At 59.7% G+C, this 23,226-nt stretch carries 22 protein-coding genes; 9 read left to right on the top strand and 13 right to left on the bottom strand.

All coding sequences use genetic code 11. From position 1 onward, the window contains the following. Positions 1-385: 385 nt before the first annotated feature. The 11 genes from A3AI_RS0127640 to A3AI_RS0127590 form a co-directional block, all read right to left on the bottom strand. A complete protein-coding gene (locus tag A3AI_RS0127640) occupies positions 386-1,429 on the bottom strand; it encodes an EscU/YscU/HrcU family type III secretion system export apparatus switch protein (protein ID WP_084801034.1) in 1,044 nt (347 codons plus the stop codon). A 2-nt stretch (positions 1,430-1,431) separates the two neighbouring features. Further along, complete coding sequence (gene sctT / locus A3AI_RS0127635; RefSeq protein WP_024518694.1) at positions 1,432-2,277, bottom strand: type III secretion system export apparatus subunit SctT; 846 nt, start codon at positions 2,275-2,277, stop codon at positions 1,432-1,434. After that, positions 2,274-2,543 carry an EscS/YscS/HrcS family type III secretion system export apparatus protein gene (locus tag A3AI_RS0127630; protein WP_024518693.1) on the bottom strand — a complete coding sequence of 90 codons (270 nt, stop codon included), beginning with the start codon at positions 2,541-2,543 and terminating at the stop codon, positions 2,274-2,276. The genes sctT and A3AI_RS0127630 overlap by 4 nt, the downstream gene beginning before the upstream one ends. A 14-nt stretch (positions 2,544-2,557) precedes the next feature. Continuing rightward, complete coding sequence (gene sctR, locus A3AI_RS0127625; protein WP_024518692.1) at positions 2,558-3,214, bottom strand: type III secretion system export apparatus subunit SctR; 657 nt, start codon at positions 3,212-3,214, stop codon at positions 2,558-2,560. Then, the gene (locus tag A3AI_RS0127620) at positions 3,211-4,353 is read right to left on the bottom strand and encodes a FliM/FliN family flagellar motor switch protein (protein WP_036049727.1); all 1,143 of its coding nucleotides are present in this window, start codon (positions 4,351-4,353) and stop codon (positions 3,211-3,213) included. The genes sctR and A3AI_RS0127620 overlap by 4 nt, the downstream gene beginning before the upstream one ends. Beyond that, entirely contained in the window at positions 4,350-4,820 is a 471-nt protein-coding gene (locus A3AI_RS0127615) for a hypothetical protein (RefSeq protein ID WP_024518690.1), read from the bottom strand. Before A3AI_RS0127615 ends, A3AI_RS0127620 begins: the two co-directional genes overlap by 4 nt. A 51-nt stretch (positions 4,821-4,871) precedes the next feature. Beyond that, positions 4,872-6,272, bottom strand: a complete 1,401-nt coding sequence (locus A3AI_RS0127610; RefSeq protein ID WP_024518689.1) for a FliI/YscN family ATPase — start codon at positions 6,270-6,272, stop codon at positions 4,872-4,874. Beyond that, positions 6,269-6,859: a type III secretion system stator protein SctL gene (gene sctL / locus A3AI_RS0127605; RefSeq protein WP_036049723.1), complete on the bottom strand. Its 591-nt coding sequence runs from the start codon at positions 6,857-6,859 to the stop codon at positions 6,269-6,271. The genes A3AI_RS0127610 and sctL overlap by 4 nt, the downstream gene beginning before the upstream one ends. Continuing rightward, positions 6,856-7,335, bottom strand: coding sequence for a SctK family type III secretion system sorting platform protein (locus A3AI_RS50300; protein ID WP_198030223.1), 480 nt, complete (start codon positions 7,333-7,335; stop codon positions 6,856-6,858). The genes sctL and A3AI_RS50300 overlap by 4 nt, the downstream gene beginning before the upstream one ends. Positions 7,336-7,418: 83 nt before the next feature. Beyond that, entirely contained in the window at positions 7,419-8,210 is a 792-nt protein-coding gene (gene sctJ / locus A3AI_RS43505; RefSeq protein WP_024518687.1) for a type III secretion system inner membrane ring lipoprotein SctJ, read from the bottom strand. 4 nt (positions 8,211-8,214) lie between these two features. After that, positions 8,215-8,673, bottom strand: coding sequence for a hypothetical protein (locus tag A3AI_RS0127590; protein ID WP_036049720.1), 459 nt, complete (start codon positions 8,671-8,673; stop codon positions 8,215-8,217). 555 nt (positions 8,674-9,228) lie between these two features. On the opposite strand from A3AI_RS0127590, the gene A3AI_RS0127585 reads away from it, so the two are divergent. The 4 genes from A3AI_RS0127585 (at position 9,229) to sctV (ending at position 13,173) form a co-directional block, all read left to right on the top strand. Continuing rightward, positions 9,229-9,702, top strand: a complete 474-nt coding sequence (locus A3AI_RS0127585) for a hypothetical protein (protein ID WP_156927969.1) — start codon at positions 9,229-9,231, stop codon at positions 9,700-9,702. 174 nt (positions 9,703-9,876) lie between these two features. Further along, positions 9,877-10,068 (top strand): hypothetical protein, encoded by a 192-nt coding sequence (locus tag A3AI_RS47975; protein WP_156927968.1) that lies wholly within the window; start codon positions 9,877-9,879, stop codon positions 10,066-10,068. A gap of 516 nt (positions 10,069-10,584) precedes the next feature. After that, positions 10,585-11,055, top strand: a complete 471-nt coding sequence (locus A3AI_RS47970) for a SctD/MshK family protein (RefSeq protein WP_502685770.1) — start codon at positions 10,585-10,587, stop codon at positions 11,053-11,055. Between the two features lie 36 nt (positions 11,056-11,091). Beyond that, positions 11,092-13,173: a type III secretion system export apparatus subunit SctV gene (gene sctV, locus A3AI_RS0127565; RefSeq protein ID WP_024518682.1), complete on the top strand. Its 2,082-nt coding sequence runs from the start codon at positions 11,092-11,094 to the stop codon at positions 13,171-13,173. 166 nt (positions 13,174-13,339) lie between these two features. Here the strand turns inward: sctV and A3AI_RS47965 are convergent, their stop codons facing one another. Next, positions 13,340-13,561, bottom strand: coding sequence for a hypothetical protein (locus A3AI_RS47965; RefSeq protein WP_156927966.1), 222 nt, complete (start codon positions 13,559-13,561; stop codon positions 13,340-13,342). A 186-nt stretch (positions 13,562-13,747) separates the two neighbouring features. Between A3AI_RS47965 and A3AI_RS0127555 the strand changes: the two genes are divergently transcribed. The 5 genes from A3AI_RS0127555 to A3AI_RS0127525 all read left to right on the top strand — a co-directional run bounded on the left by A3AI_RS0127555 (position 13,748) and on the right by A3AI_RS0127525 (position 21,631). Further along, positions 13,748-15,250 carry a hypothetical protein gene (locus tag A3AI_RS0127555; protein WP_024518680.1) on the top strand — a complete coding sequence of 501 codons (1,503 nt, stop codon included), beginning with the start codon at positions 13,748-13,750 and terminating at the stop codon, positions 15,248-15,250. Between the two features lie 175 nt (positions 15,251-15,425). After that, positions 15,426-18,128, top strand: a complete 2,703-nt coding sequence (locus tag A3AI_RS45460) for a type III effector HrpK domain-containing protein (RefSeq protein ID WP_024518679.1) — start codon at positions 15,426-15,428, stop codon at positions 18,126-18,128. Positions 18,129-18,434: 306 nt separating this feature from the next. Beyond that, positions 18,435-19,844: a type II and III secretion system protein family protein gene (locus tag A3AI_RS0127540; protein ID WP_198030221.1), complete on the top strand. Its 1,410-nt coding sequence runs from the start codon at positions 18,435-18,437 to the stop codon at positions 19,842-19,844. Continuing rightward, entirely contained in the window at positions 19,841-20,518 is a 678-nt protein-coding gene (locus A3AI_RS43495) for a hypothetical protein (RefSeq protein WP_036049711.1), read from the top strand. The genes A3AI_RS0127540 and A3AI_RS43495 overlap by 4 nt, the downstream gene beginning before the upstream one ends. Positions 20,519-20,926: 408 nt before the next feature. Next, positions 20,927-21,631: a hypothetical protein gene (locus tag A3AI_RS0127525; RefSeq protein WP_024518676.1), complete on the top strand. Its 705-nt coding sequence runs from the start codon at positions 20,927-20,929 to the stop codon at positions 21,629-21,631. A 551-nt stretch (positions 21,632-22,182) separates the two neighbouring features. Here A3AI_RS0127525 and A3AI_RS0127515 read toward each other — a convergent pair. Further along, positions 22,183-22,746, bottom strand: coding sequence for a tetratricopeptide repeat protein (locus A3AI_RS0127515; protein ID WP_024518675.1), 564 nt, complete (start codon positions 22,744-22,746; stop codon positions 22,183-22,185). Between the last annotated feature and the right edge of the window lie 480 nt (positions 22,747-23,226).

Raw genomic sequence — 23,226 nt, 5'->3', positions numbered from 1 at the left:
GACAGGTTCATTGGGGAACACAGGGGCCGCATAGCGAAACAATCCCTTGAAGACCAGACTAAGAACTTGCGTGACGGGAAGTCCGAGGCGGCCAACAGGCGACATGCCTTCCGCGTTAAACGGCGCGGAAGCAGCGCCCCTTGACCGCCTTTCCCCGCTCATCGCCGCAGGGATAGGTAGCCGTGCGGGCTACAAGAATGACGCTTCGAGCCAATGATGGTGTTGCCGACGCTCCACACAGAAAGCTCACAAACGGGCATAGCGAACGACGTCACCGCATCCTGATCGTTGATGAATGAGATGCGTGGTCGCAAGTTCAACTGAATTCGTCGATGGGCGATTGAGTTTTGGACGTGCCAGCGTAGGAGCCGTCCTTGGTCCAACGTCATGTGCTCATCGCGTCGGCCTGTTTCATGCACGTGATCACCGCCTGGAACAGCTCTCGCGGGATCGTTTGGCCGATCTGCACCTTTTCAAAAAGAGCACGTGCCGTATGCGGATCATGGACAATCGGCAGTTTGAGTCGCCGTGCGTCTTGAATAAAGCTCGGTACATTGTCAGCTTCGGCACGGGCGACGGATATCGGCACCCGGGTGTCTTCGGCAGAATAGCGCATTGCGACGGAAATCTGTGCGCTGGTGACCACAAAAGTGGCCTGCTTCATTCCGGCGCGGAGGTGCGATGCTTCCCGTCGCTCGCGCTTGTGAGCGCTGCGGATGAGCGGGTTGCCGTCCGTGTTCTTGCGCTCGTTCTTCATCTCGGTCCGGCTCATGCGCAGACCGCGAATGAATAGCCAGTGCTGCAAGCCAAGGTCAGCTCCCCCGAATACCAGGAAAACGATCACGCTGCCGCCAACGAGCGGAAGCAGGGACCCTCGCAGGAAAGCCGCTGAACACGCTAAGCCGCACGACGGCAATTCCACCAGTGCGCCGAGCGAATCGCGAATGACGACGGCAGCTATCACGACAATGACTCCCAGTTTCAAAATGCTCTTGAATACCTCAAGCAGGCCGCGAACTGAAAAAAGCTTCTTGAACCCTTGGACCGGATTCAGCTTTTCCGGCTTCGGAATCATCGGATCGATCGAAAGCGCCGGACCGCGTGTCGCAATCACGCTTGCCGTGATGGCTAAAAGAACCAGCAGCACGAGCAAAGGTCCGAGGATGTTTGCGGCAGCGACGACAGCCTGTGTGGAGAGCGCCGGCAACGCTGCCGACAACGGCTGATCCCAGAGATCGCCCGCTGAATCGATCAGGCCGGCGAAGAGAGCAAAAGTGGTGCTCACGCGCCCGGCGATGAAGCCGATTACCGCCAACGTCACTATGGCACTCACGAAATCCCTGCTGTGAGGCACCTGACCTTTCTTCCGGGCGTCCCGCAATTTCTTTGCGGACGGAGGAAGGGGTTTGTCTTCACTCTCTCCGGCCATGATCAGGGAGTCGGGCCACTGGAGGAAGGAAGCAAGGCTGTACTCAGAACCTGAAGGCTGTGCTCCAATTGGCCCTCGACGTTAGCCGCGTAAATCAGCAAAAAACTCGCGTACAGCGGCAGGAAGAAGAAAAAAACAATGTTGCGGACGCCCAGGGATAAAGAGTCGACGCGAAGCTGCGACGCCATCCGCGTCAACAGCATCATCATTACATCGCTCAGCAGCATGCCGAGGAGAATGGGTACCGCTAGGATCAAACCTTGTGCTTGAAGGTCGTCGAGGAGATGCAGAGCCAGGCTGGCAGCCTGCGGATTCGGTGCTGGCATCATTTCCAGGGGGCGCCATATCCTCCACGACGAGTAGAGGGCGTCTGCAATCATATCGAGCCGTCCAGTCGTGATAAGAATGGTGATGCCGCAGAATAGGAACAGCATTCCGGTAACGGACATGTCGCCGAACCCGGCAGGGTCGTTCAGCCGGCCCTGCGTGGCGCCGCGTTGCTGGTCGATGATGTCGCCAGCCGCGAGCAGCGCCCAGAAAGGGAGACCGAGCGGAAGTCCGAGCGCAGTGCCCACCAACGACTCCTTGATCGCGATGAGCGCGAACGCCAGTGTGCCCGGAGGATTTGACGAGAGGGCCGACACCGTCATCGGCCACATTGGAAAAATTAATCCGGTCGCGATAGCACCCTTGAGCAGGTTGGAAATTTCCATTCGCGTGAATATGGGATTGACGGCAAGCATTGCCATTGGCCGTGCAAGCAGGATGGCGTAGGCAATCAACCATTGCTGGGCGACGTAGAGCAACGGGTTGACCTGCGTAAGGATGTCGTGTGGCGAAACGTTCATCGAGTCATCAGCGAAAAATTATCAAGCAGATAAATTGTTTCACGGACCAGCGGGGCGGTAAGCAACGGACCGGCAAAGGTCAGGATGGCCAAAACGATGATCAGCTTGAACGTCAATGGTAGCGACTGGTCCTGGATCTGGGTGGCGGCTTGCACGACGCCGATGAATAGGCCGACGGCCACAGCCCCGACGAGCGGCGGCAGCGTCATGTACAACACTATACCCAAGATAGAGTGCAGCTGGTTGACGAGAGGGTTCTGAACCATGACGACGCCACCGACTAGGTCGCGTACCCGAGAACTAGGCCATGGATCAACCGCGTCCAGCCCTCGGTCGCCACAAAAAGGAACAGCTTGAAGGGGACCGAAATCGTCGTCGGTGAGACGGCCGACATACCCATCGCCATCAGAACAGCAGTAATCACCAGGTCCACCGCAATGAACGGAAGGTAGAGCAGGAACCCGATTTCGAAAGATCGGCGCAACTCGGACAGAACGAACGATGGAATCACGACAATCATATCGTCCGAGGCGACCTCCATATGGGAGTCCGGACCCCAGATAACCTTGGTTTCGTTTGCAAAGAACTGCCGTTCGGCCTCGTTTGTGAACCGAAGCAGAAAAGTCTTCACTGGTACCTCGGCCCGACCTGCGGCCGCAAAATAATCGGCGGCGCTTGTCATCGCCTGATCCGTGGCGAGGGCTGCCTCGTAAGCGCCTTTGGCCACGGGCGCCATGACATAACTGCTCAGCAGCAGCGCGATCCCATAAAGCACGAGGTTGGGTGGTGTTTGCTGGATGCCAAGAGCGTTGCGCAACAGAAACAAGACCACCGAAATCTTGGTGAACGACGTCATTGTCACGGCGACGAAGGAAAGCAAGCCAAGTGCCGTCATGCCCACGAGGAGGCCGGTGAAATCCGGCATGATGCTGTTCATTCGAACGAACTCTGGCGGGGTAAGGTACTTGTGCCTTCGGAAAACGCGGTGATGCGGACGCCGGCGCGCCCCTCGATGCTGACCAACTCGCCGGTACCTATCAGGTGTCCATTGGCGAGGATACGAACTATCCCAGGCGTCGCGTCGATCTGCAGTAACGAGCCTTCGCCGAGCCGACGCAGTTCGCCAAGTGGAAGTTCGAGCCGTGCGGCTTCGAATACGAGCCGGACAGGAAGAACATGAAGGTCGCTGGGCGCTGACGTTGCTCCACTCGGATTGTTCTCTGCCTCATCAGCCACGGTTTGACCTGCTTTCCATTCTCGCTGTGGTACGGTGTCGAGCCGCCATCCGTCTTCGGTCGCGCGAACGATCGTTGTCAAAGTCTCTGCGACGACCATCCGAAGAACTGAGGCGGACAGTTCATTCCGTGGACTTGGCACGAAGACGTCCTGCAGCAGCACGGCGTCGCCAATTCGCAGCGATGCAACCAGGCGCGAGGACAAAAGCGTCACTCCCGCTCGAAAAGACACGGAGAGCCGCAACGAGTCCAAAGGCCTGAATCCCACAGGCCAGGAACTGAACAAGGAATCAAGCGCGCTGGCCGAGCCGCCGAGCGTCAAGGTCTGGCGGAGCCGAGGAGCGCGCAATGAAAGATAAACCGGTATTCTCAGCATCGGCGCTGGGACGGCGGCTGCGCGATCGATCAAAATCGAGAAACCGAGAGAGCGAATATCTGAGTTCACTGCGGGGCTGACACCCGTGATCTTGATGGCGCGACGAGTTCCTCGTTCGAGGCGCTCCAACAGGGGCGCCAGAACAGCTTCGAGCACAAGCGCCGCGATATCCGGTGACGGGAATGGATCGAAATTCAGGTCCGGCTCGAGCGCGCCGAGGAGATCAAACGCAAGCCCCCGTGGCATGGTTGCAATGAGCTTGTCGGTTCCGAATTCCCAATCGATGACGAGACGGTCCACTCCCAAATTGGACTGCGCTTCGCTGCGTTCGATGCGGAGGAGCGTAAACGTCTCGTACCCGGGAATTTGCAGCGGCATCCGCCAAGCCGCGATTCGGTTTAGTTGTTCCGCTTCGAAGCGAGAAAAGCTCGGCACTTGCAACGGAACGACGGTCGCCGCATTCATTCGTTCACCGTTCCCCTGATGCGGTCCATCAGTTCGTCGGACACGCTCTCCTCTTCGGCGAGCATTGCTGCTTGCTTTTCTTGCTGCTGCAGCATGTCGGCCATCCGGCTGCGCCGAAGGCGACGAAGAGAAACTGTCTGAAGAGTTTGCCGGGCCCGGTCACGGGCAGCGATGGCCTCTACCTCCGCTGCTTCAGCGGCGTGTTGCGCCTGTCCGGCCGACTCCAGCCTGGCGGTCAGCATCTGCTCGGTCGTCCGCAATTTCTGAATGTCCGTGACGGATCGCAGGCCCAGGATGGCCCTATAATGCTGCCACAAAAGGGTCTGCCGTTGCACCTGCGCCTCCAGATGCTCGCGGGCCGCGTCCGCCGCGGCGACTGCCGCTTCCGCTAGCCTCCTTTCTGCAACGAGCAACTCAGCCCGCCGCCGTTGCTCACGTGCGACCTCGACCCGGACAAGCAATGCCATGCGGTAGGCTCTGCTAAGCATGATTTGCAAGCATCACTTGACGCGGCATGTTCAGGCTGCCAACTGCGCGAGGTGATTCAGCATCTCGGGAAACGGCGTGTATTCGTCGGAAGCCTGCCGAAGAAAGCGACGTATCGGCTCGATGCGCTGAAGCGCCAGATCGTTCATCGGATCGACCCCCTGGCGATACTCTCCGACCTGCACAAGAAATTCGATCTCCGCATGCCGGCTCAACAGGTCGCGGAGCCGACGCGAGTGCGCGCGATGTTCGCGGCTCACGACCGCATCCATGACGCGTGAGCGGCTGGTCAAAACGTCTATGGCCGGGTAATGGCCGCTCGCCGCGAGTTTGGGTGAGAGCATGATGTGCCCGTCGAGTATACCGCGTGTTTCCTCTGCTATCGGGTCGCCGGCTCCATCGCCTTCGAACAGAACAGTATAGAAGGCCGTAATCGAACCGCGTGCGGCCGGTCCGGCGCGTTCCATCAGCCGCGGCAACTCAGCCATCACGGAAGGTGGAAAGCCGCGCCGGGTCGGCGGCTCGCCAGCGGCGAGGCCGATCTCGCGCAACGCTCTGGCGTAGCGAGTGACGCTATCCATCAAGAGAAGTACACGCAGTCCCTCGTCACGGAAGCCTTCCGCGATAGCCGTCGCGGTCATCGCCGCCTTCATTCGCTCGACGGCAGGCCGATCGGAGGTCGCAACGACAAGGACCGTGCGGCGCCGCGTCTCCGCCGAGATCTGGTGCTCGATAAAATCGCGCACTTCACGGCCGCGCTCGCCAATCAGGCCGACTACCACGACATCGACGGCCGCGCCGCGAACAAGTTGTGCCAACAGCGTAGACTTGCCGCCGCCGGGCTCGCCGTAGATGCCTATCCGTTGTCCCTCGCCGCAAGTCAAAAGCCCGTCAACCGCACGTAAGCCCAGTTGCAACGGACGATCTACGAGGGCTCGGTCGAGCGCCGCCGGTGGCTGGGCATCGCAAGGCCGCATAGTGCAGTTGTCGTCAAGCGGGCCGCGCGATACCGCATCAAGCGGACGTCCAAGCCCGTCCAACACGCGACCGAGCACCGCCTGTCCCACGGGCACGCGCAGGACGTCGCGCGTCGCGGTCACCGCCGCGCCGGCCGACACGCCACGCACGTCGCCGATCGGGGCAAGAATTGCTTCGTCGCCATCAAGCCCGACGACCTCCGCCATCAGCGGCTGCGCTAAGCCGCGATCATCCAGCCGGCACAAATCACCAACCCGTGCTTCGGTCATGGCCGCGCGGAGCACGGTACCGACCGCACGTACCAGACGCCCCCGAATTGGTCGCGGATGGCCCGTGTGCAAAACCGCTTGCGCCAGAGCGTCCAGGCCGTCGCTCGGCGTTGCCATGGCCACACTGTCGGATAAGCCATCGACCTCAGAAGCGATCGGCGTGCGCTGTTCGAACGATGTGCTCACGGAGTTGCTCCTGGTACCACCGCTGCAAACAGAGCTAATAACTGGTCGACCGGGCCCACTGCGATCCTGCCCCGCGGGTGGATCAGCGTACAGCTGCCAGGTGATGCCGTTTCGTCCGGTTCAATTGTTATGGACGGCGCGGCGCGGGCCCCATCAAGAGCCGTTCGCAGCGCCGACGCCATCTCCGGGCTGGCACGCAGCCGCAATCCTGTTGTGTTTCGATGCTCGTCCAAGGCGGTTCTGACGGCCCGGATTAGGCGATCTTCCTCGGAGAACGCGCCTAGAATGCGATGTGCGATCGCAAAAGCCAGCGTGCTAAGTTCGGCCTCCCGCGCGGCGCGGTAGATCTCCAAACTGGAGGAAAACTCCGCAACGAGTGCCGCCGCCGCCGTCGCGCCGTCGCGAAGTCCATCCTGCCGCGCCGATTTTCTCAGCTCGTCCGCCTGCGCGGCTGCTTCCGCATGGAGGCGGGCTGCAGATGCCTGTGCTGCAGACAATACGTCATACGCTTGCTTCTGCGCCTCGATCGTCTCGCTACGCACGATCCAGGGCGAGATGGGCAGGTCGGCGACGATGGCCCCATTCATGGCGTCGGCTCTTGGTTGCATCTCAGCAGGGAGTCGACCAGTGCCGGACCAAACGTCCGATGCGGCTCTTCCGGCGGTACATGGTCTGCGAGGCGCAGAGCTATGCGCATCCCGACCGCGGCTGGCTGCTCGCCGCACCAAGCACTGAGGCAGCGCAGGCCAGCGCGAGCAATTTCTTGAGGCAATGCGTCATTGGGCACTTCGTCGGATATCGGCGGCGCAAGGGCAATGTTCCGGATAGCGAATAGTCGCAGTTCCTGATCGATCGCGGCGATAAGGTTACGGACTGCAGTCCCGTCAATCAGCCGAACAATGCTTGCTGCGTGCCAGGTCGCGCCGGCTTGCCGGGCAAGCCTCGTCAGGCCGCGGCCATCCAGCGACAATGCTGTAGCCTGGATGACTGAGGGCGCAACGGATCCGAGCCGCCTTTCGAGAAGTTCGGCACACCGAAGCTTCAGACGCCGGTTGGCGAGCATGCGACCTGCAAGGCCGGAGGAAACTCCATGGCCGATCCACTCAGCGAAACGCTGCGGATCGACCCATTCTGTAACCGGCGTTGTCATGATACCGGCCCGGTCAGTTTATTGACCGGCGATTCGTCGTTGCCGCCTTGGCGACGGCCCACCAACAGCTCGCGGAACGGGCGCAAACGCAGCCGGAAAAGGAGAGCGCCGGCGCCGCTCGCCGCAAGACCTCCCGCCAATGCTGCGAGAGCCATCGGCCACAAGGCGACCGGATTGGGCCGCGCGATAGGCGGCAAGACTCGAGGTGCCGCAGCAACGAGGACGACTGAGACCCGATCATAAGTCAAGCCTTGTACGCTGCTGGCGACAAGCATTTTGATCTGCGGAACGAGGCGATCGGCCCCCGAATGCTCCTCGTAGCGTACGAACACCGATGCCGATGAGGGCGTCGGTGTTCGGGACAATATGTCGTTGTCTGGAAGCACAACCTCAACTCGGGCCGAGAGCACCCCGTCGATTTGCGATATTGTCGCCGAAAGCTCTTGGTCAATCGCGTACAAGAAACGGGCTCGCTCCTCCGTCGGCGAAGGCACCAGGCCACCCGACTTGAATACGTCGCCCATGCTCTCGAACTTTTTGCGCGGATAGCCTGCCGCATTCAGTGCGGCCATTGCCTCGGTGAATCGGGCTTCGTCGATGATGATCGTAACGCCGCCGTCTTTTGTAGAGTTCTTACTGGCGGCAATGCCGCGTTGCATGAGCACCGCGAGCATCTCATTGGCATCAGCCTCGGGCAGCCTGGAGTAGAGTTCGGTTTTGCATCCCGCGAGCGCCAATGACACAAACGCAACAGCGAGTCGCAGAAGATGGTGCAATTGAAGGCTCATGAACTCAACTGCCCTTCAAGAGCTGGCTGAATGTCTTGGTGCTGGTATTCGTGCTCGTCGCGACGACATGCGCTTGGATCTCGAACGCGGCCGTTACACGGAAATCTTTGATAGCTTGGGCTATCACGACGGAGAAACTCACATCCTTCGAGGACGCGGCGGCATCGGACGAAGGAATGGCTGCGGGGTCGCCTGCGACCAAAGGGCCGCGCCCCGCAGCCTCACTTTCCTTCGTCGGGTCGACACGAAAGCTGCTCGAAATGTCGTCTAGACGTTTCTCCACCGCCGACATCATCCCGTTACCCGGCGACGCTGGCTGCGCGTCAAGCTGTTCTGTTGCAAAAGCTCGTTGGAGCGCCGCGAATTCCTGTTCATGCCGCAACTGATCTGCGCCATCCAATCCGCCAGATCCGGAAGCGGGAGACTCAAGTGCCGCCTGCGGAGGTGTGACGGAATTCAGCATTTGCACATCCTCGCAACGGTGAAGTCGTGATCTCTATAAAGGCAGAGACTCAAACGGTGCCGATCGAATCGGTAATCCGCAATCGTTGCAGCCCACGATAAAATAAAATGGGGAGTGCGCATGAGCGGAAGGTTAGGTGGTCCAAAACTAGCGCGCATGTCGTTGACGGCAACGCATTCATTTCGCGACCGGCTCGGTTGATTGCACGTTCAGCAAGCATTTTCGGACTGCTACGAATGAAACGACTGGCGTTATTTGCGTAGAATCGCCGCTCTTGGATTTACGATACTCGATCAGTGAAGCGAAGCAGAATCACGTTACTGACGTAACTGGATTCGGCTTGCTGTCGCCAGTGACGCAACTGTACATGTTGCACAGAGAGCAAACTCTGAAAGTTCAAATTGCACAGAGAGCAAACTCTGAAAGTTCAAACTCTGAAGTTCAAGGCGCGTCATGTTGAAGTGTACATGGAAAGTTGTCGGTGTTGCGGGCTTGCTGCTTGTTAAGGGTGTGGCGCCGGAGATGGCAGGGGCCGCCCCAGTCGAGTGGCGAGGCATGGCCTACGACTACGCGGTCGTGAATCAGGGTGTGGTCGATGTTCTGGTGAATTTCGGGTACAACACGGGTCTTCGCATGGCGATTGCTCCGGGCGTCGCTGGCGTTGTCCGCGGAAGAGTTAAGGCGGATACGGCCGGGTCGTTTCTCGATGCGGTGACGAAATCAAACGCGTTGGATTGGTATTATGACGGATCGGTCATGTATATTAGTCCCGCGTCCGATCAGCAGACGGTGACCGTTCCGCTGCATGGCGTTTCTCTGGAAACGATAAGGACGTCTCTTGTCCGCTCCGGATTGGTCGACGAGCGTTACACGTTCTCCGGTAGTAAGTCGGCGGATGTTGCCGTCGTGTCGGGGCCGCCAAGCTATGTTTCCGTGATCAAGCAGGCTGTTGAGGCTGAGACATCAGGTAACGGCAGTTCCATTACCGTCTACCGAGGTTCGCAGTCCGCGAGCGTGAATTTCCCATAGCCAAAACCTTATAAAAGCGTCGCGCTCAAGATCGTCTTCCCGATAGTGGGATTGGCGGAGTGCGAGGCTCGTCGAGCGGCGGCAATTCAGCCGCTCGACGTCCAGCATGTGGAGAGGCTGCTCTCCATGTAAATGGTGCTTTCGCGCCACCCACAATGAAGAAGGAAATAGACAATGGCAGTCGATGGATCTGGAGGAACTGGAGGAGCTGGAGGGGGTAACCCCGTCCTGGATGCTCAGGACCAAATAATGGGCCAGTATCAGCAGAACGCTGCAGCCAACATGCAAAAGGAAGCGGAATTCTCGCAGATGCAGGCGGAAGCGTCGCTTGGAAATACCATAGCGAAAGCAAATCCCTCGCAGTGATCGATAGCGGGGCGCGGGCGCAGGCGCTCCCGCGCCCTGTTACTCAAGAGCGTCGCCTCCCGCGGCGAGCTTCGAGCTACCAAACATGTGGGATGAAAGCAGGAATCGCGTGCTCCAATGTCTGACGAAGCGCTTCTCGTTGTCACCAGCGGCGTCCAAAGCGGCGCGACGATACGTCTTCCCCACGGCGAGAGTCTCGTTGGCAGTGATCCAGCCTGCGCCGTTGTCGTCGCCGATGAGGCCTTGGACGGTAGACATCTCCGGATCGCGGTGGCCGATGCTGTACAGATTCGAGCCGATTGCCGCATTGTGCTGTCCGATGGCGCAATCGTTGAACCGGGTGACGTGTTCGAAGTCGCAAGCGCCTGCAGCTTCACCGCAGGCAGCACGACGTTCAGGCTGGAGTTGCCGCGAAAGGAGCCGGTCCCAACCAAGGCGATACAGGCCAGGCGTTGGAGGTCACTGCTACCGCTTCCCGTCGGCACCGTGATAATCGCGAGTGCCGCATTGATCGGCGTGCTCGCCCTCTATAACGGAGCGGAGGAGCGCTCGTTCGCCGCGACGTTGTCGAGCCACCAAACGCTCTCGGACGCGCCACCCGCCGACCTTGCTGCCGCTTTCTTGCGGCAACAGGCCGGAGAGGCAGGGCTGACTGAGCTCGTCGTGACGCCCCGGACGGATGGCGCGGTTATGATCGGCGGGGTACTTGGGCAAGCTCAGCAGCGGGACTGGTCCGCGGTCCGGCAGAAATTTGACCAGCGGTTTGGGACCGAGCGCGTTCTGGTCGAGCAGTTTGATGCGGCGGCTTTCATTCCTTCGGTGCACGTGGCGGCGGTTTGGTCCGGTGCAAATCCCTACATGGTTGACGATCATGGCAATCGTCTGCGGCCCGGCGCGAGTCTGGGCGATGGCTGGTCGATCCAAAGCATCGACAGCCAAAATGTCACCGTCCGGCAAGGGCCTCGCACTGTTGCGTTGAGGTATTAAAGCGATGATCGGGTCATTTATGCCGCGAGAAAGGTCATGAAAGGCGCGGTAGCGGTGCTGAGCCGGTTGCCTATCCGGCAGGATATCGGCCTGGTGATGCTCATCATGGCGACATTGGCAATGATGGTATTGCCCATGCCGACGGAGGCTGCCGATATCTTGATTGCCGTAAGTATCGGCATTTCCGTGCTGCTTCTGATGGCAGCCGTCTATCTTGTATCGCCGGCGGACTTTTCGACGCTGCCCACAGTCATCCTGCTGACAACAATTTTTCGATTGTCGATTTCCATAACGACCAGTCGTCTCGTGCTGACGCAGGCCGACGCGGGCGACATCATTCGCACGTTCGGTGAATTCGTCATATCGGGAAACGTTGTCGTCGGACTGGTCGTGTTCTTGATCATCTCCGTTGTCCAGTTCGTCGTGATTACGAAGGGCGCGGAACGGGTCGCGGAGGTTGCCGCCCGCTTTGCGCTTGATGCGCTGCCGGGAAAGCAGATGAGCATCGACAACGATGCGCGAAACGGTGCGATCAAGGCCGATGAGGCCAAGCGGCGCCGCCAGGCGCTCGAGCGCGAGAGCCAGCTCTTCGGAGCAATGGACGGCGCGATGAAGTTCGTGAAAGGCGATGCAATTGCGAGCCTTCTGATCATTGCGGTGAATCTGCTCGGTGGCATCGCGATAGGATGTGTGCAGAGAGGAATGTCGCTTGGCGAAGCCGGCGAAACCTACTCGCTGTTGGCCATCGGCGACGGGCTCATCGCACAGATCCCGGCCCTGCTTATCTCGCTGACGGCCGGCCTGGTCGTAACCCGGGTAGGCCCGGATAGCGCGTCAAATCTTGGTGCCGATATCATCAGACAAGTTGGTTCGGATTCCCGCGTACTGATCGTTGCTGCTGCAATTCTCTTGGCCTTGGGCCTTATCCCGGGCTTCCCGACGCTCGTTTTTGCCGTGCTCGCGGCGGCCGCCGGTGGCGGTGGCTGGATGGTGGGACGGCATCGCAAGCGGCGAGCGGAGGCGGACGAGGCCGCGATGAAAGTGGCCATTAGCGACAACGCACGCGGCGCGGCTTCCATGCAGGTGCGGCTCGGCCATGAGTTGATCTCTGCCCGGGCTTCGATCGATCAGGCTCTCAGGACCCTGCGCAGCGAAATGACCGAAGAACTTGGCATCACGCTCCCGCGCATTGAAGTGGCGGAGGCGAACGACACCGACGTGTCCGGTCTGTGCCTGGAAATGAATCGCATTCCACTTTTGTCGGTACCTATGCGTGCCGACGAAACATGGAGCGATGTCCCCGTGGAGGGCGTCCCGATGAGGATGGGGCCGGGAGGGCGCGAATGGGCCGTTGTCGAAAACAAACCGGATGCTGACCAATCCAACATGCTGGATGCGGTGGCTGTAATTACATTGTTCGCCCGGCAGACGATGTTGCGGGCCGCGGGGCAGCTCGTCGGCATCCAGGAAACTCAAGTTCTGATCAGCCGCGCCGAAGCGTCCTACGGCGACCTCGTACGGGAAGCCACGCGCTCCGCGCCGTTGCCGCGGCTCGCCGAGGTGTTCCGTCGTCTCGTTGCCGAAGGCATCTCACTGCGTGACATGCGCCAGGTTCTCGAGGCTGTCGCCGAGTGGGCGCCCCGCGAGAGTTCGCCCGCCTTGTTGAGCGAGTACGTTCGCATCGCGCTGCGACAGCAGATATGTCACGCCGTTGCGGGAGCCAGCATGACGTTGCGGGTCGTGTTTATCGAGGACGAGTTCGTGGCAGCTCTACTGTCGTCGGTACGGCAAACAATTTCCGGTGATGTGCTGCAGCCTGAGGATGGCGAAGGAATCATCGATCATGTGCGCCGCAAATTGCGCGCGGTGAACTCAGGTCGACAGCCGCTTGTGGTGGTGACAGTAATGGAATTGCGGCGCCACTTGCGTGAATTTCTTCTTCGATATGGCATCGATGTTTGCGTGATGTCGCATCAGGAGCTCGCGCCCGGCTTTCACATTGATGTGGTAGGAACGGTGGGCATACCAGATCATTGGAAACGCGCTGATGGAAGTGCTCAGAAGAGTGTTAAGGTTGATGGTGCAGCGGCGCCTTCCCAGATCGCTGGAGTGAAATGACCGCGCGCGTTTCCAGTTTCTGCCCGGATAGCCAGCAGTCTCTTGAGGCTGATGCGCAGAGTGCGTTGGGACCCAACGATAATGGGTTCTCTAAGAAAGGACGGCTACTATGTTGGATGGTGTAAACTCCCATGCTTGCAACTGCGGTGACTACGGGCCCCAGGAGTCATGGTCGTCGAGTGGCGACGACCATGAATTTCATAAGGCGGCGCGGGCGCATCATGACGGATGCGAGCCACACGACGCTCACCAGCCCAAAGCGGATAATTGCGGAGATTGTGGACCTGGCGGGCGCGCCAATGGCGGCGGCGGCCATTGGGATGCAGGCGGGCATTTCCGTGATCACGGAAACAACGCCCACCGGGCTTCGGGCGATCATGGCGGTCATGGCGGTGAAGCGTGGCCGGGTTCGTCAGGCGCGGGTTGGGGTATGTCGTCGCCGTCTTCGTGGGGGTCGAGCGAGCAAAGGCTCCATCATCATCACAGGCACGCCGCCCAGGGCAATGTGCTTAACGGCTCGCTGGCAGGCCCAGGCGGGACGCCGCCACAGTTGACTGGAAACATTGGTCTGGACATGCGAACCCTCCTGCAGATGGAGAGCGACGGCAAGAATGGAGCTCCGTTGCACCGGTTCGCGTTAGCCGTCGCTGGAGAGGCTGCGGAAGATGGCGACGTTGGGGATGCTACAATCGCGGTTGCCATCGCGAACAGCAGCGCGGGCACTGATGGCTCGACACCGGCCACGAGTTTCCAGAATGGCAACATGAGCTATCCGATGGGAACATCAGGCACGACGAGTCCCGGCGACAGCACGAGTTTTCCGGGTACACCGACCGCCGGAAGCAGCTACACGGATGTCCCGGAGGATGGCAACACGAGTTTCCCGAATGGCAACATGAGCTATCCGATGGGAACATCAGGCACGACGAGTCCCGACGACAGCACGAGTGTTCCGGGTACGGCGACCGCCAGAATCAGCCTCACGAGTGTGCCGGATAATGGCAATACGAGCTTCCCGAACGGCAACGAATCGAACTACCAGGCCGACATGAATCAGGGGAATACGCTATCGACTCAATTCGACAGCGCCCTGGACAGTAACGACCCCGCCCTCATCAAGAAAGCAGAGCAGGGTTATGCTGACCTTGCCGATCTTCGCGGAAAGGCAGCGGGAGACGCCACAAGCATTGACGAAAAGGATAACGCTCTGTCGCGTCAGGCAAACGATCTCGTCTACGAGGCAACGCTCATGGCCAACTCCGGCAAGGCGGGCCCGGGCGGCGCACAGCATGATCAGTACGATCTTCTCATGAACAAGGCCATCGCGATTAAAGCCGAGGTCGTCGCAGATGGAGGTTCGGCGGCTGACGGTGCGGCAGCGGCTGATACCGACTTCAATGTACTAAAAAGCGAAGTCGATGCCGGCCGCTTCAACTCGTCGGACTATAAGAACGCTTATAATGACTGGCAGTCGGACTCACCGACCGGCGAAAGCGGGAACACGACCGGTGGAAGCGGGAACACGGGTGTCCCGGGTAATGGCAACACGAGCTTCCCGGGGGGGGACGAGACGGCGTTCAAGGCCAACATACAGTCGGCGCAAGATTTGGAGAAGAAGGCGGACGGCGAAAAGGCCAAGGCTCAAAACGAAGACCCAAAGCACGCCGCGATGGACAACGCGGCGGCGCAGAAGGACTACGCAGCGGCGGCAGCTGCCGCTAGAAATGCGGCTTCAGAGGCCACGAATGAGCAAGAAAAATTATTTGCGCTTTCGGTGGAGGGCTCAAACGCTGGGAGGTCCGCTGAGCTACTTGCGACCGGCCCAATCGCCGTTAAGGGCGATCCGACTCCAAAAAGCGCATTTGACGACCTTATGACAGAGGCTCATGACGCATACAATGCAATTGCCAATGATCCCGCTCTCGCGGGGAATCCGGACATAACGGAAAGAGCAAGCAGTTTGGCATCCGACTTTGATACGATGAAGAAAAAGGTCGATGACGGTGAGATGGGCTCGCCAGACTATGCATCCGCCAAAAAGGACTTCGACGAAGGTGTTGTGGCGTGGAGCTTTTAGTAGTTGGCATGAGCTCATGCCCGCGTTGGCGCCAGCCCGGTTCGGCTGGCGCGCATAAAGAGCACTCATAACGAGCATGAGACACGCTTGCATGGTCTGCGATGTAGCGCTGCGCTAAGCACTGGATGAGCGCGGCTTTAGGATGTTTCGTTGCTCGACATACCTGCGAGCACCCTTGAAGAGGAAGAAGACGGTGCAAGTCGTGAGCAGCACGGCGGCAAGCGTGCCGCAATTTTCAAACGTTGGGGGCGACGACGTTGGGGGCGACGACGAGGACAGCTTTGACTCGGCGCTCGCGGGCCAGTGGTCTCCAACCTCGACGACGGATACCTCGACGACGGATACCACGGTGCTGACTGAGGCGGGCGGCCCAGGGCCGAGTGCGTTCGGTGCGACAACAGCAAGCACCACGGCGACGTCAGACACCGCGCCTGACGCGAGCGCCGGCCCGATTTCGGACGCCTCGCAGCCCGAGGACAGCGTGAATTCCGCGATCGACGATTCGCAATACTCCTCACCAGATGATCTGGAAAAGTGGGCGCCGCTGGTCGCAGGACTGCCGCCCGACCAGCAGGAGGCCGCCGAGAAGGCGCTGAACCGCCCGATAGCAGTCGCCAAGATGCTGGCTGCCGGCGGCGACGATGCGAAGGCGGCGCAGGCCTATCTCGATGCAAATCCCGCCATGAAAGCCGCACTCGATACGGCCGCGCATGGCGGGAAGGCGGATGGCGATATTTCCAGGAACGATATTTCAGCGTTCATCTCAAAGATGGAAAAGCAGCTTGGGGCCGCCAATAAGACCCTCAGCAATTACCAGAAGGATAATCCGGATGCGGACGGACAATCGCTGGAGCTCGTGCGTGAGGCCGCCCTGTTGCAGGCGAACCTGCCTCTGACCAATGCTGCGGATCCGGCCAATCAGGGCGCCGGCGCCACGGCGAGCAAGTTCACGTCACAGGCCGGACTAAAGGCGATCGCGAACGCAAATCCAGGTTTGTCCGTGGCTTTGCAAGGCGCGGCGAACACGTTCTCTCAGCCGGGAATGTTCGCTGTCCTCGATCAAGGCGGCAAAAGCGGTGTTGATCTCGCCACGCATAATGCCGACGGCTTATATGATGAGAAGAACATCACCAAGTGGGTGAAAACCCAGGCGCCGACCACCGGCGGAAGCTTTGCTTCCCTGATTAGAGACGCCGCGACCCGAAACGCGGTTGCTGGCGTCGATACATCAAAGCTCAATGCGGATGTGTTCGCAAATCCGCAGAATTACACCGGCGCACAGAAAGCGGCAGTGCTCGTGCAACTGCAGACGACTCAAGGGCAGGTCGAGGCGGGAGACTCGCTCCGCAAGATCAGCGACACGGATGCAGCACTGCAGCAGCGCATCGCACAGCTTCAGGCGGATCCCGACGTGACGACTTATCTGCAGCAGTCCGTTGCCGAAAACGAATCGGCGATCACAAGCAGCAATCCCTCGCTCGCCGCTGTGGTGGAAAAGCGCTACACTGACGTCGTGACTGGAGCCGGGCTTCAGAATGATCTTGATGCGATCGAACGGAACAATGCCAACCCCAAGAATCGCAAGGAGAGCGACGCGGCGGCGCTGAATGACTTTTCGGCGGAGCTGGCGCTTCAGGGCGATCTCCATGGTGGTGATGTTCCAAGCGAGGCGCAAATCGTGGCCAGCAGCAGCTCGCTGACGACTGAACTGGAGTCCGCCTATAAGGATGATTTCAGCAACGGAGGCGACCTCAAGCAGCTCCTGGCACAAAAGGGCGTGAAGCCGACCGACGCGCTGGCGGCCATGCAGGCGGACGAGCAGACTTTCGAGCAAGTCCTCGATCCCAATTTCATTCAAAGTCAGATCGATCAATATAGCTCGACGGCCGCTTCGTTGCTTGATCCGGAGTTGGTCAAATCCGGATCGGGCAAGGATGTTCTCGCGGGGCTGGCTAACGGCCCCGCTGGTCTCGACGACATTGCGGCGAGCGTGGCGGAGTCTCTTTCAGGACAAGGTCAGTCACCGTTCAGCCAGAGTGACACGGAGACTCTCGTACGCTCATTCTTGCGGGATCTGGATGGAGGCACATCACTGCAAGACGCGTTGGCGAAGTATGACTCGACAGCTAAATCGTTCGATCCCAGTGCCGCTGGTCCGGGCTTCTCAGTTGACTTGCAGGCAGACCCAAGTTCCGCGGCAAAAGCCCATAAGCTGCTCGAAAGCCTGGCGGCGAGTGCCTTGGTGATGAAATCACAGGCCGGCGGTGGTGCGACCGGCGAGGCGTCGGGGGGCGCGTCCAGCGAAGAGGGATTGGTCAAGTCGAGCTACGGACTCATGGGTGGAGAGTTGGCGGCGGCAGCCGGCGCCATCTATTTCGGAACAAAAGGCGCGGCGGGGGCCGCGATGGCGACCAGATTGGGCTTGGCACGTGATGTTTTGGGCGGGGTAGGCGGCATAATTTCCGCAGCCTTTCTGCTGCCCGAGTTCAAAAACCTGGTCAACGCAGGCAAAGGCTGGGACGCGACTCTGGCACTCGCTGCCGGCACGCGAGGCGCCATTGCCGGAGCCACAACCGCATACGATTTGGCGAGATTTGCCGCGACCGGAACCTATCGATCAGCTGGAATAAGCCGGGCGTTGGCAAGCGGTATTGGTCGCTTCGCGGGCATGATAGGCGGCGAAGGAACCGGCTTGGCCGCTGCCGAAACGATCGGATCGGCCCTGGGCCCCGTTGGGTGGGTGATCGACGGAGTCCTCACCGTAGCATTCATCTTCACCGCCATTGCGGAGGCGGTGCAGAAAGCACATGACAAAAAGGCTTTCGACAAGACGGTAGACCCGACACTTGACCAGTATGGCATTCCCAAGCCGCACTGAGGAAGCGATCTGGTTGGTGGTTTCGTTCACTTCAGGGCAGGGACCTTATGGTTCGTTCTCGAGCCGCTTGGGATGTTGCGCGGGACGCAGTGACGCAGCCGGCGGCGATTTTCGCATGGCTGCGTTCGACGCGAATCGAGCCAACCGTGATCTGCACGAACGCGGAGTTTCATGCATGGGATATGAAATAATGCCCTGAAAGAAGCTCAAGTCGATGAAAGCCAACGCGAACGGCGGTTGGCACGTCGAACGAAGATGGTCGGACGATAACCTGCATGTATGACGTGCTACGGAAGAAATGTATTCGTGACGGTGAGTGATCGCGTATCGATATGGCTGGCCCAACGTTCGTGCATGTCTGTGATGATAGGTTTGTGCTGTATCTCGCCGGGGCAAACGCCTGCCGGGGCTGCCGAGCCGACCACCGTAACCGCCGCGCGGTCGATCCAGATCGAAGTCTCCGGCGGGACGCTGGTGCGCTTGCCGGAAGGTGCAGGCACCGAATTCATCGCCGATCCGAACATCGCCGATATCCAGGCCCCCAAACCATCGAACATATTTATTTTCGGTAAGAAGCCCGGCCGCACGACCCTGTTCGTGCTGACGCGGGACGGGGCGCCGCTTGTGGCCTATAAGGTCGACGTGCGCTTTCCGCAAGCCGAACTCGACGCTCAGATTCATTCCGACGCGGGAGCTTCCGGAGTGCGGCTGAGATACACGGCCAACGGCGCTTTGTTGACGGGCACGGTGCCGGACGCCAAAACGGCGGAACGGCTCGAGCAAACGGCCAAACTCACGCTCGGACCTAGCGTTCCCTTGTCCAACCAGCTTCAGGTCGCGAACTCCGCGCAGGTTAATCTCAGAGTACGCGTCGCCGAGGTGAGCCGTTCGATTTCGCGGGAGCTCGGGTTTAGCTGGTCGGCCGTGCTTTCTACCGGGGGCTTCTCGATCGGTATGCAAACGGGGCGATTGGCTGGTAGCGTAGGCGGCAACCCGATTGCGAGCGGCCTGAACGGCATTTTTGGAGGCGGCGCCTCGAGCAATGTCAACGGCACGGCGGTGCTTGACGCCATGGCAACCGAGGGTCTCGCTACTATTTTGGCTGAGCCGAATCTGACCGCGCTTTCCGGAAGCACCGCGACTTTTTTGGCGGGCGGCGAGATTCCGCTTCCCGTTCCGCAGGCTCTCGGCACCGTGTCCATCGACTACAAACAATTCGGAGTAAGCGTGAAGTTCACGCCGACGGTGTTGTCCAGTGGGCAAATCAGCGTCAATGTCCGCGCCGAGGTCAGCTCGCTCGATGCGGCAAACGCCGTTCAGCTCAATTACGATCAGATTCCGGCTCTCATGACCAGACGCGCCGAAACGACGCTGGAGCTTGCCAGCGGACAAAGCTTCGCCATCGCGGGTCTCATTCAGAACGACAACAATAACAACGTACAGAAGGTGCCGTGGCTGGGAGATATTCCAGTCTTGGGCGCTTTGTTTCGATCGACCCAGTTTCAACGCAACCAGTCGGAGCTGATCATCGTTGTGACTCCATACGTTGTCCGGCCGACACCGCCGGATAGGGCGCCTTCCGACCCCTCCGCTTATGTGCGGGTGCCCTCGGACGCCGAAGAGGTCGTCTATGGCCGCGTCGCCGCGCCTGGCAAAAAGTTCGCAACTCCTCCTGTAAGCCCGGCGGAAAATATCGCAGGATATACATTTGAATGAACCGGTCTTTGCTGTTCATCGCCTGCGCTCTGGTTCTTGCTGGCTGCGCCAATGAAGCCGCCGATCTCGGCCGGCCGGTCCCGACAGGGCTCGTTACACTTCATCGGGAGGTGGAGGCGCCTTCCGGCTCGTATTCGAACAAGGCGAGGCGGCTGAGGCGACAGGCCGCCTTCATAGCCGAGGGGGACATGCAGGCCGTTCGTGCAGACATCGTAGCGGCGCCCCCAGGAGAAGCCGAAGTTTTGCGACACGTTTTGATCGGGGCGGGAATTGATCCCGCGCGGATTACAGTGTCGTCTTTTGCAGTGCTGCCTCGGGCGCCCAATCCGCGGCGTAAACCGTTCATCATCTTCACGCGAACCATCGCCGCGCCGACCGATTGCCGCGCATCGATCGATTTCGCCTTTCCGGATGACCCGTCGCCCAGTCTGATGAGTCTTGCGCATTGCTTGCAAACCAGGGATCTCGCCGCCATGCTTGTCGATCCCGCGGACCTGGTCGTCCCACCGAAACTGGGCCGTGGCGATGGAGCCTATCTGGCCAATGGCATTCGCGCCTGGCGCACGCATGGAAGTGAACCCGGCGCGACGGCATCTCCGGACGGAAACAATGCCTCAAGCACTGCTTCGCAATCCGTCGGAACGACCGGCGGGAGCACCAGGACCACGCCGTAATGACTTTGTTCGCGCTTGTCTCGTCGATCGTTCGACAGGATTCGTCTTCGCGTCACCCATGAGCGATCAGTGCGCACTGTTTGTGAATCGAACGGGGACGCTGGCGGTGAAGCTGGCGGCGAGCTTGTTCGCATGCGAGAAGTCTAGCGATTTGCAGCAACGGATTTTATCCGTGTTGGCCTGAGGGTCGCGCCGGCTCCGGGCAACGATAGCGCGAGGTTCTTGTTCGCTGCGGCGTATCAACGCCTCCAAAGCGGACCGCGCTTGCATCCCATGTGTGGCCCGTTTGGGCCCCACGATATATCGTCCCTTACAAGCGTAACGAGACTCATGGACCGCAGCCGTCTTGTCGCCTTAGTCGCGGGCAAAAAGTGGTAGCGTCTACCTGAAGTTTCAACGGAGATTAGTATGTCCGCAATCGGCCCCAAAACAGGGTTTGAACCTAATGTCGGCGAGCAAGCGCGCACGGCCGATCCCGATGCCACGGCGTTCGAGTCCGCTGCCCAATCTGGGACCCGGGGCGCTCATCTCGGGGCTCCGAGTGCATCATCGAGCGAGACTAAGTTTGTTGCTGATAATTTTCTAATCCAAGAAAATCATCCCTTAGCCCGCGGCGAATTCCCACCCAAAAAACAAGCGTATATTGTAACAGATAAACTACCCGGCGTTAAGTTTATAGAAGGAAGGAGAGCAACCGGTGGCGATGCATGGGCAGATGTCGATGAGCTAATTGACTCTCCCGGAAGCGCCAAAAGCTCGACGAAAAACGTAGTAGACGTAAAACCTGGTGACAGCACCGAAAACATTCCGGCAAGGTATGACCAAATTACAGGCAGCCGGAAGGGGGTCAAGGGAAGGTTCAAACAGTTCATCAGCCATGTCAAAGCCCGTAGAATTACCAAGGAGGGTGTGGTGGAGGCTACTTTCGACCAAGCGCAGGCAGCACGCCGAAGGAGCCTCGCGGAAGGTCCGTCGCTCGCTGACAAAAGAATCAGTGATGACGAAGCGCTTCGAACGTCGCAGCTCCAGGAGCGTCTAAAACTCCAGAAGCGTCTAGAAAAGGACAGTAGCGGAAGTGACGGGAGCCTACCACGGGTGGAGGATCAGGGTTGAATTTCCGGTAAGACGGATTTCGGACGTTTCCGTCGCACGTTGTGCCTGCAATTCGATCCGCGGCACGAGCAGCCGAAATGGACCCAGCCCGCCATCATGCCGAATTTTCGCATTTTGCGGTGAATTTTGCTCTTGGTCGTTCGTTCTCGCTATGAGCTGGTGATCCAGGGAATTCCTTATCTCCTCCCGCAACGTCGCCGTGCTTCTAGAGCGTTTTCGAGCGAAGTGGACACCGGTTCGCGTGAAGAAAACGCGTCAAAACAAGAATCTAGAGCCCCGCGGTTGCGCGCGCGGGCTGAGGCCGGCCAGTCGCGGTACAGCATCGTTGGCAAGTTGCGGATGGATCGGGTCCACAGCTCATAGGCTCGTCGATGAGTTGTGGTGATGCGCGGCCAAGGTGGTGGAGACGAACCGAGGTTCGAGACTGAAGCACGTTGATGGGAAACCTTCGTCCTTGAAAGTCTTGCGTTCCATGACGACGTTGAAAATGCCGATCACGCCTGGCTGCGGCGTTTGAAGCGCGCCTCAGCCGCGCCCGCGCCTGGCTGCCATCAACGAATTTTATTCGGGCTGGACTGAGGATCGCGCCGGCTCTGGGCCAACGAAAGCGAGAGATCCTTGTTCGCCGCGGCGCTGTCCGGACTAATCGTCAACGCCTCCTTGTAGGAGGACTGTGCTTCGGTGTGCCGGCCCATCGTATCGAGGGCAACTCCCTGGGCGACGAGCAGGGGCGCCGATCGGGGCGCGTGCCGCAGTCCGTCACGAAGCGTATCCAGCGCTTCCGCGGCCCGGCCTGCTGCTACCAGCAACCGTCCCAGCGTCAGGCTGACGTCCGTGTCCGACGGTGATCGGGCGTGCGCGGACCGAAGACTGTCTATCGCCTCATCGAGGCGCCCCTGTTCCACCAATGTCCGCGCGACGCCGATCTGTGCCGCTTCCGAATCCGGCTGAAGCTCGGCTGCGCGATGATAGAATGCAGCCGCACCGGCCGGATCGCCGGACTGCTCGGCGGCGCTGGCGATACGCATCATGGCGGCAGGATCCTGGATGGCCTGCTCCGCCGGCCCCGCATCCGGACTATGGATGCCGGCGCACGCCGATAGCGCGAGCGACAAGACCGCTCCTGGTGCAAACCGCAACAGAATCCTTCGGTATCGATGCAGAAGCGTCATTTTCTCCGCTGATGTCCGCCGATGCTGAGCAAGTCGCTTTCGCTCAGTGAGTGCCGTTCTGCGCGCCGCGACAGGCGACGTTCTGATCCACCGAAATAGCTTCGCAAGGGAATGCTTCGAAAAGAAGCAATTCTGCGGGCGGGACAGTTCCAATTCCAAGAAAAAATCGAGGCCGTAAGGAATCGCCCAGACGGTGAGGCGACCCCCAACTACGGCGACGCTGGCCAGGAAGGCCGCTCTCCCAGAGTGTTTTCGAGCGAAGTGGGGACCGGTTCGCGTGAAGAAAACGCGTCAAAACAAGAATCCAGAGCTGCGGTTCTGATTCAATCAGAACCGGACATGCTCCCAGAGTGTTTTCGAGCGAAGTGGACACCGGTTCGCGTGAAGAAAACGCGTCAAAACAAGAATCCAGAGCTGCGGTTC

Source organism: Bradyrhizobium sp. Tv2a-2, assembly GCF_000472425.1.
In the GTDB taxonomy this organism is placed as follows: domain Bacteria; phylum Pseudomonadota; class Alphaproteobacteria; order Rhizobiales; family Xanthobacteraceae; genus Bradyrhizobium.
This window is presented reverse-complemented; position numbering and strand designations above follow the sequence as displayed.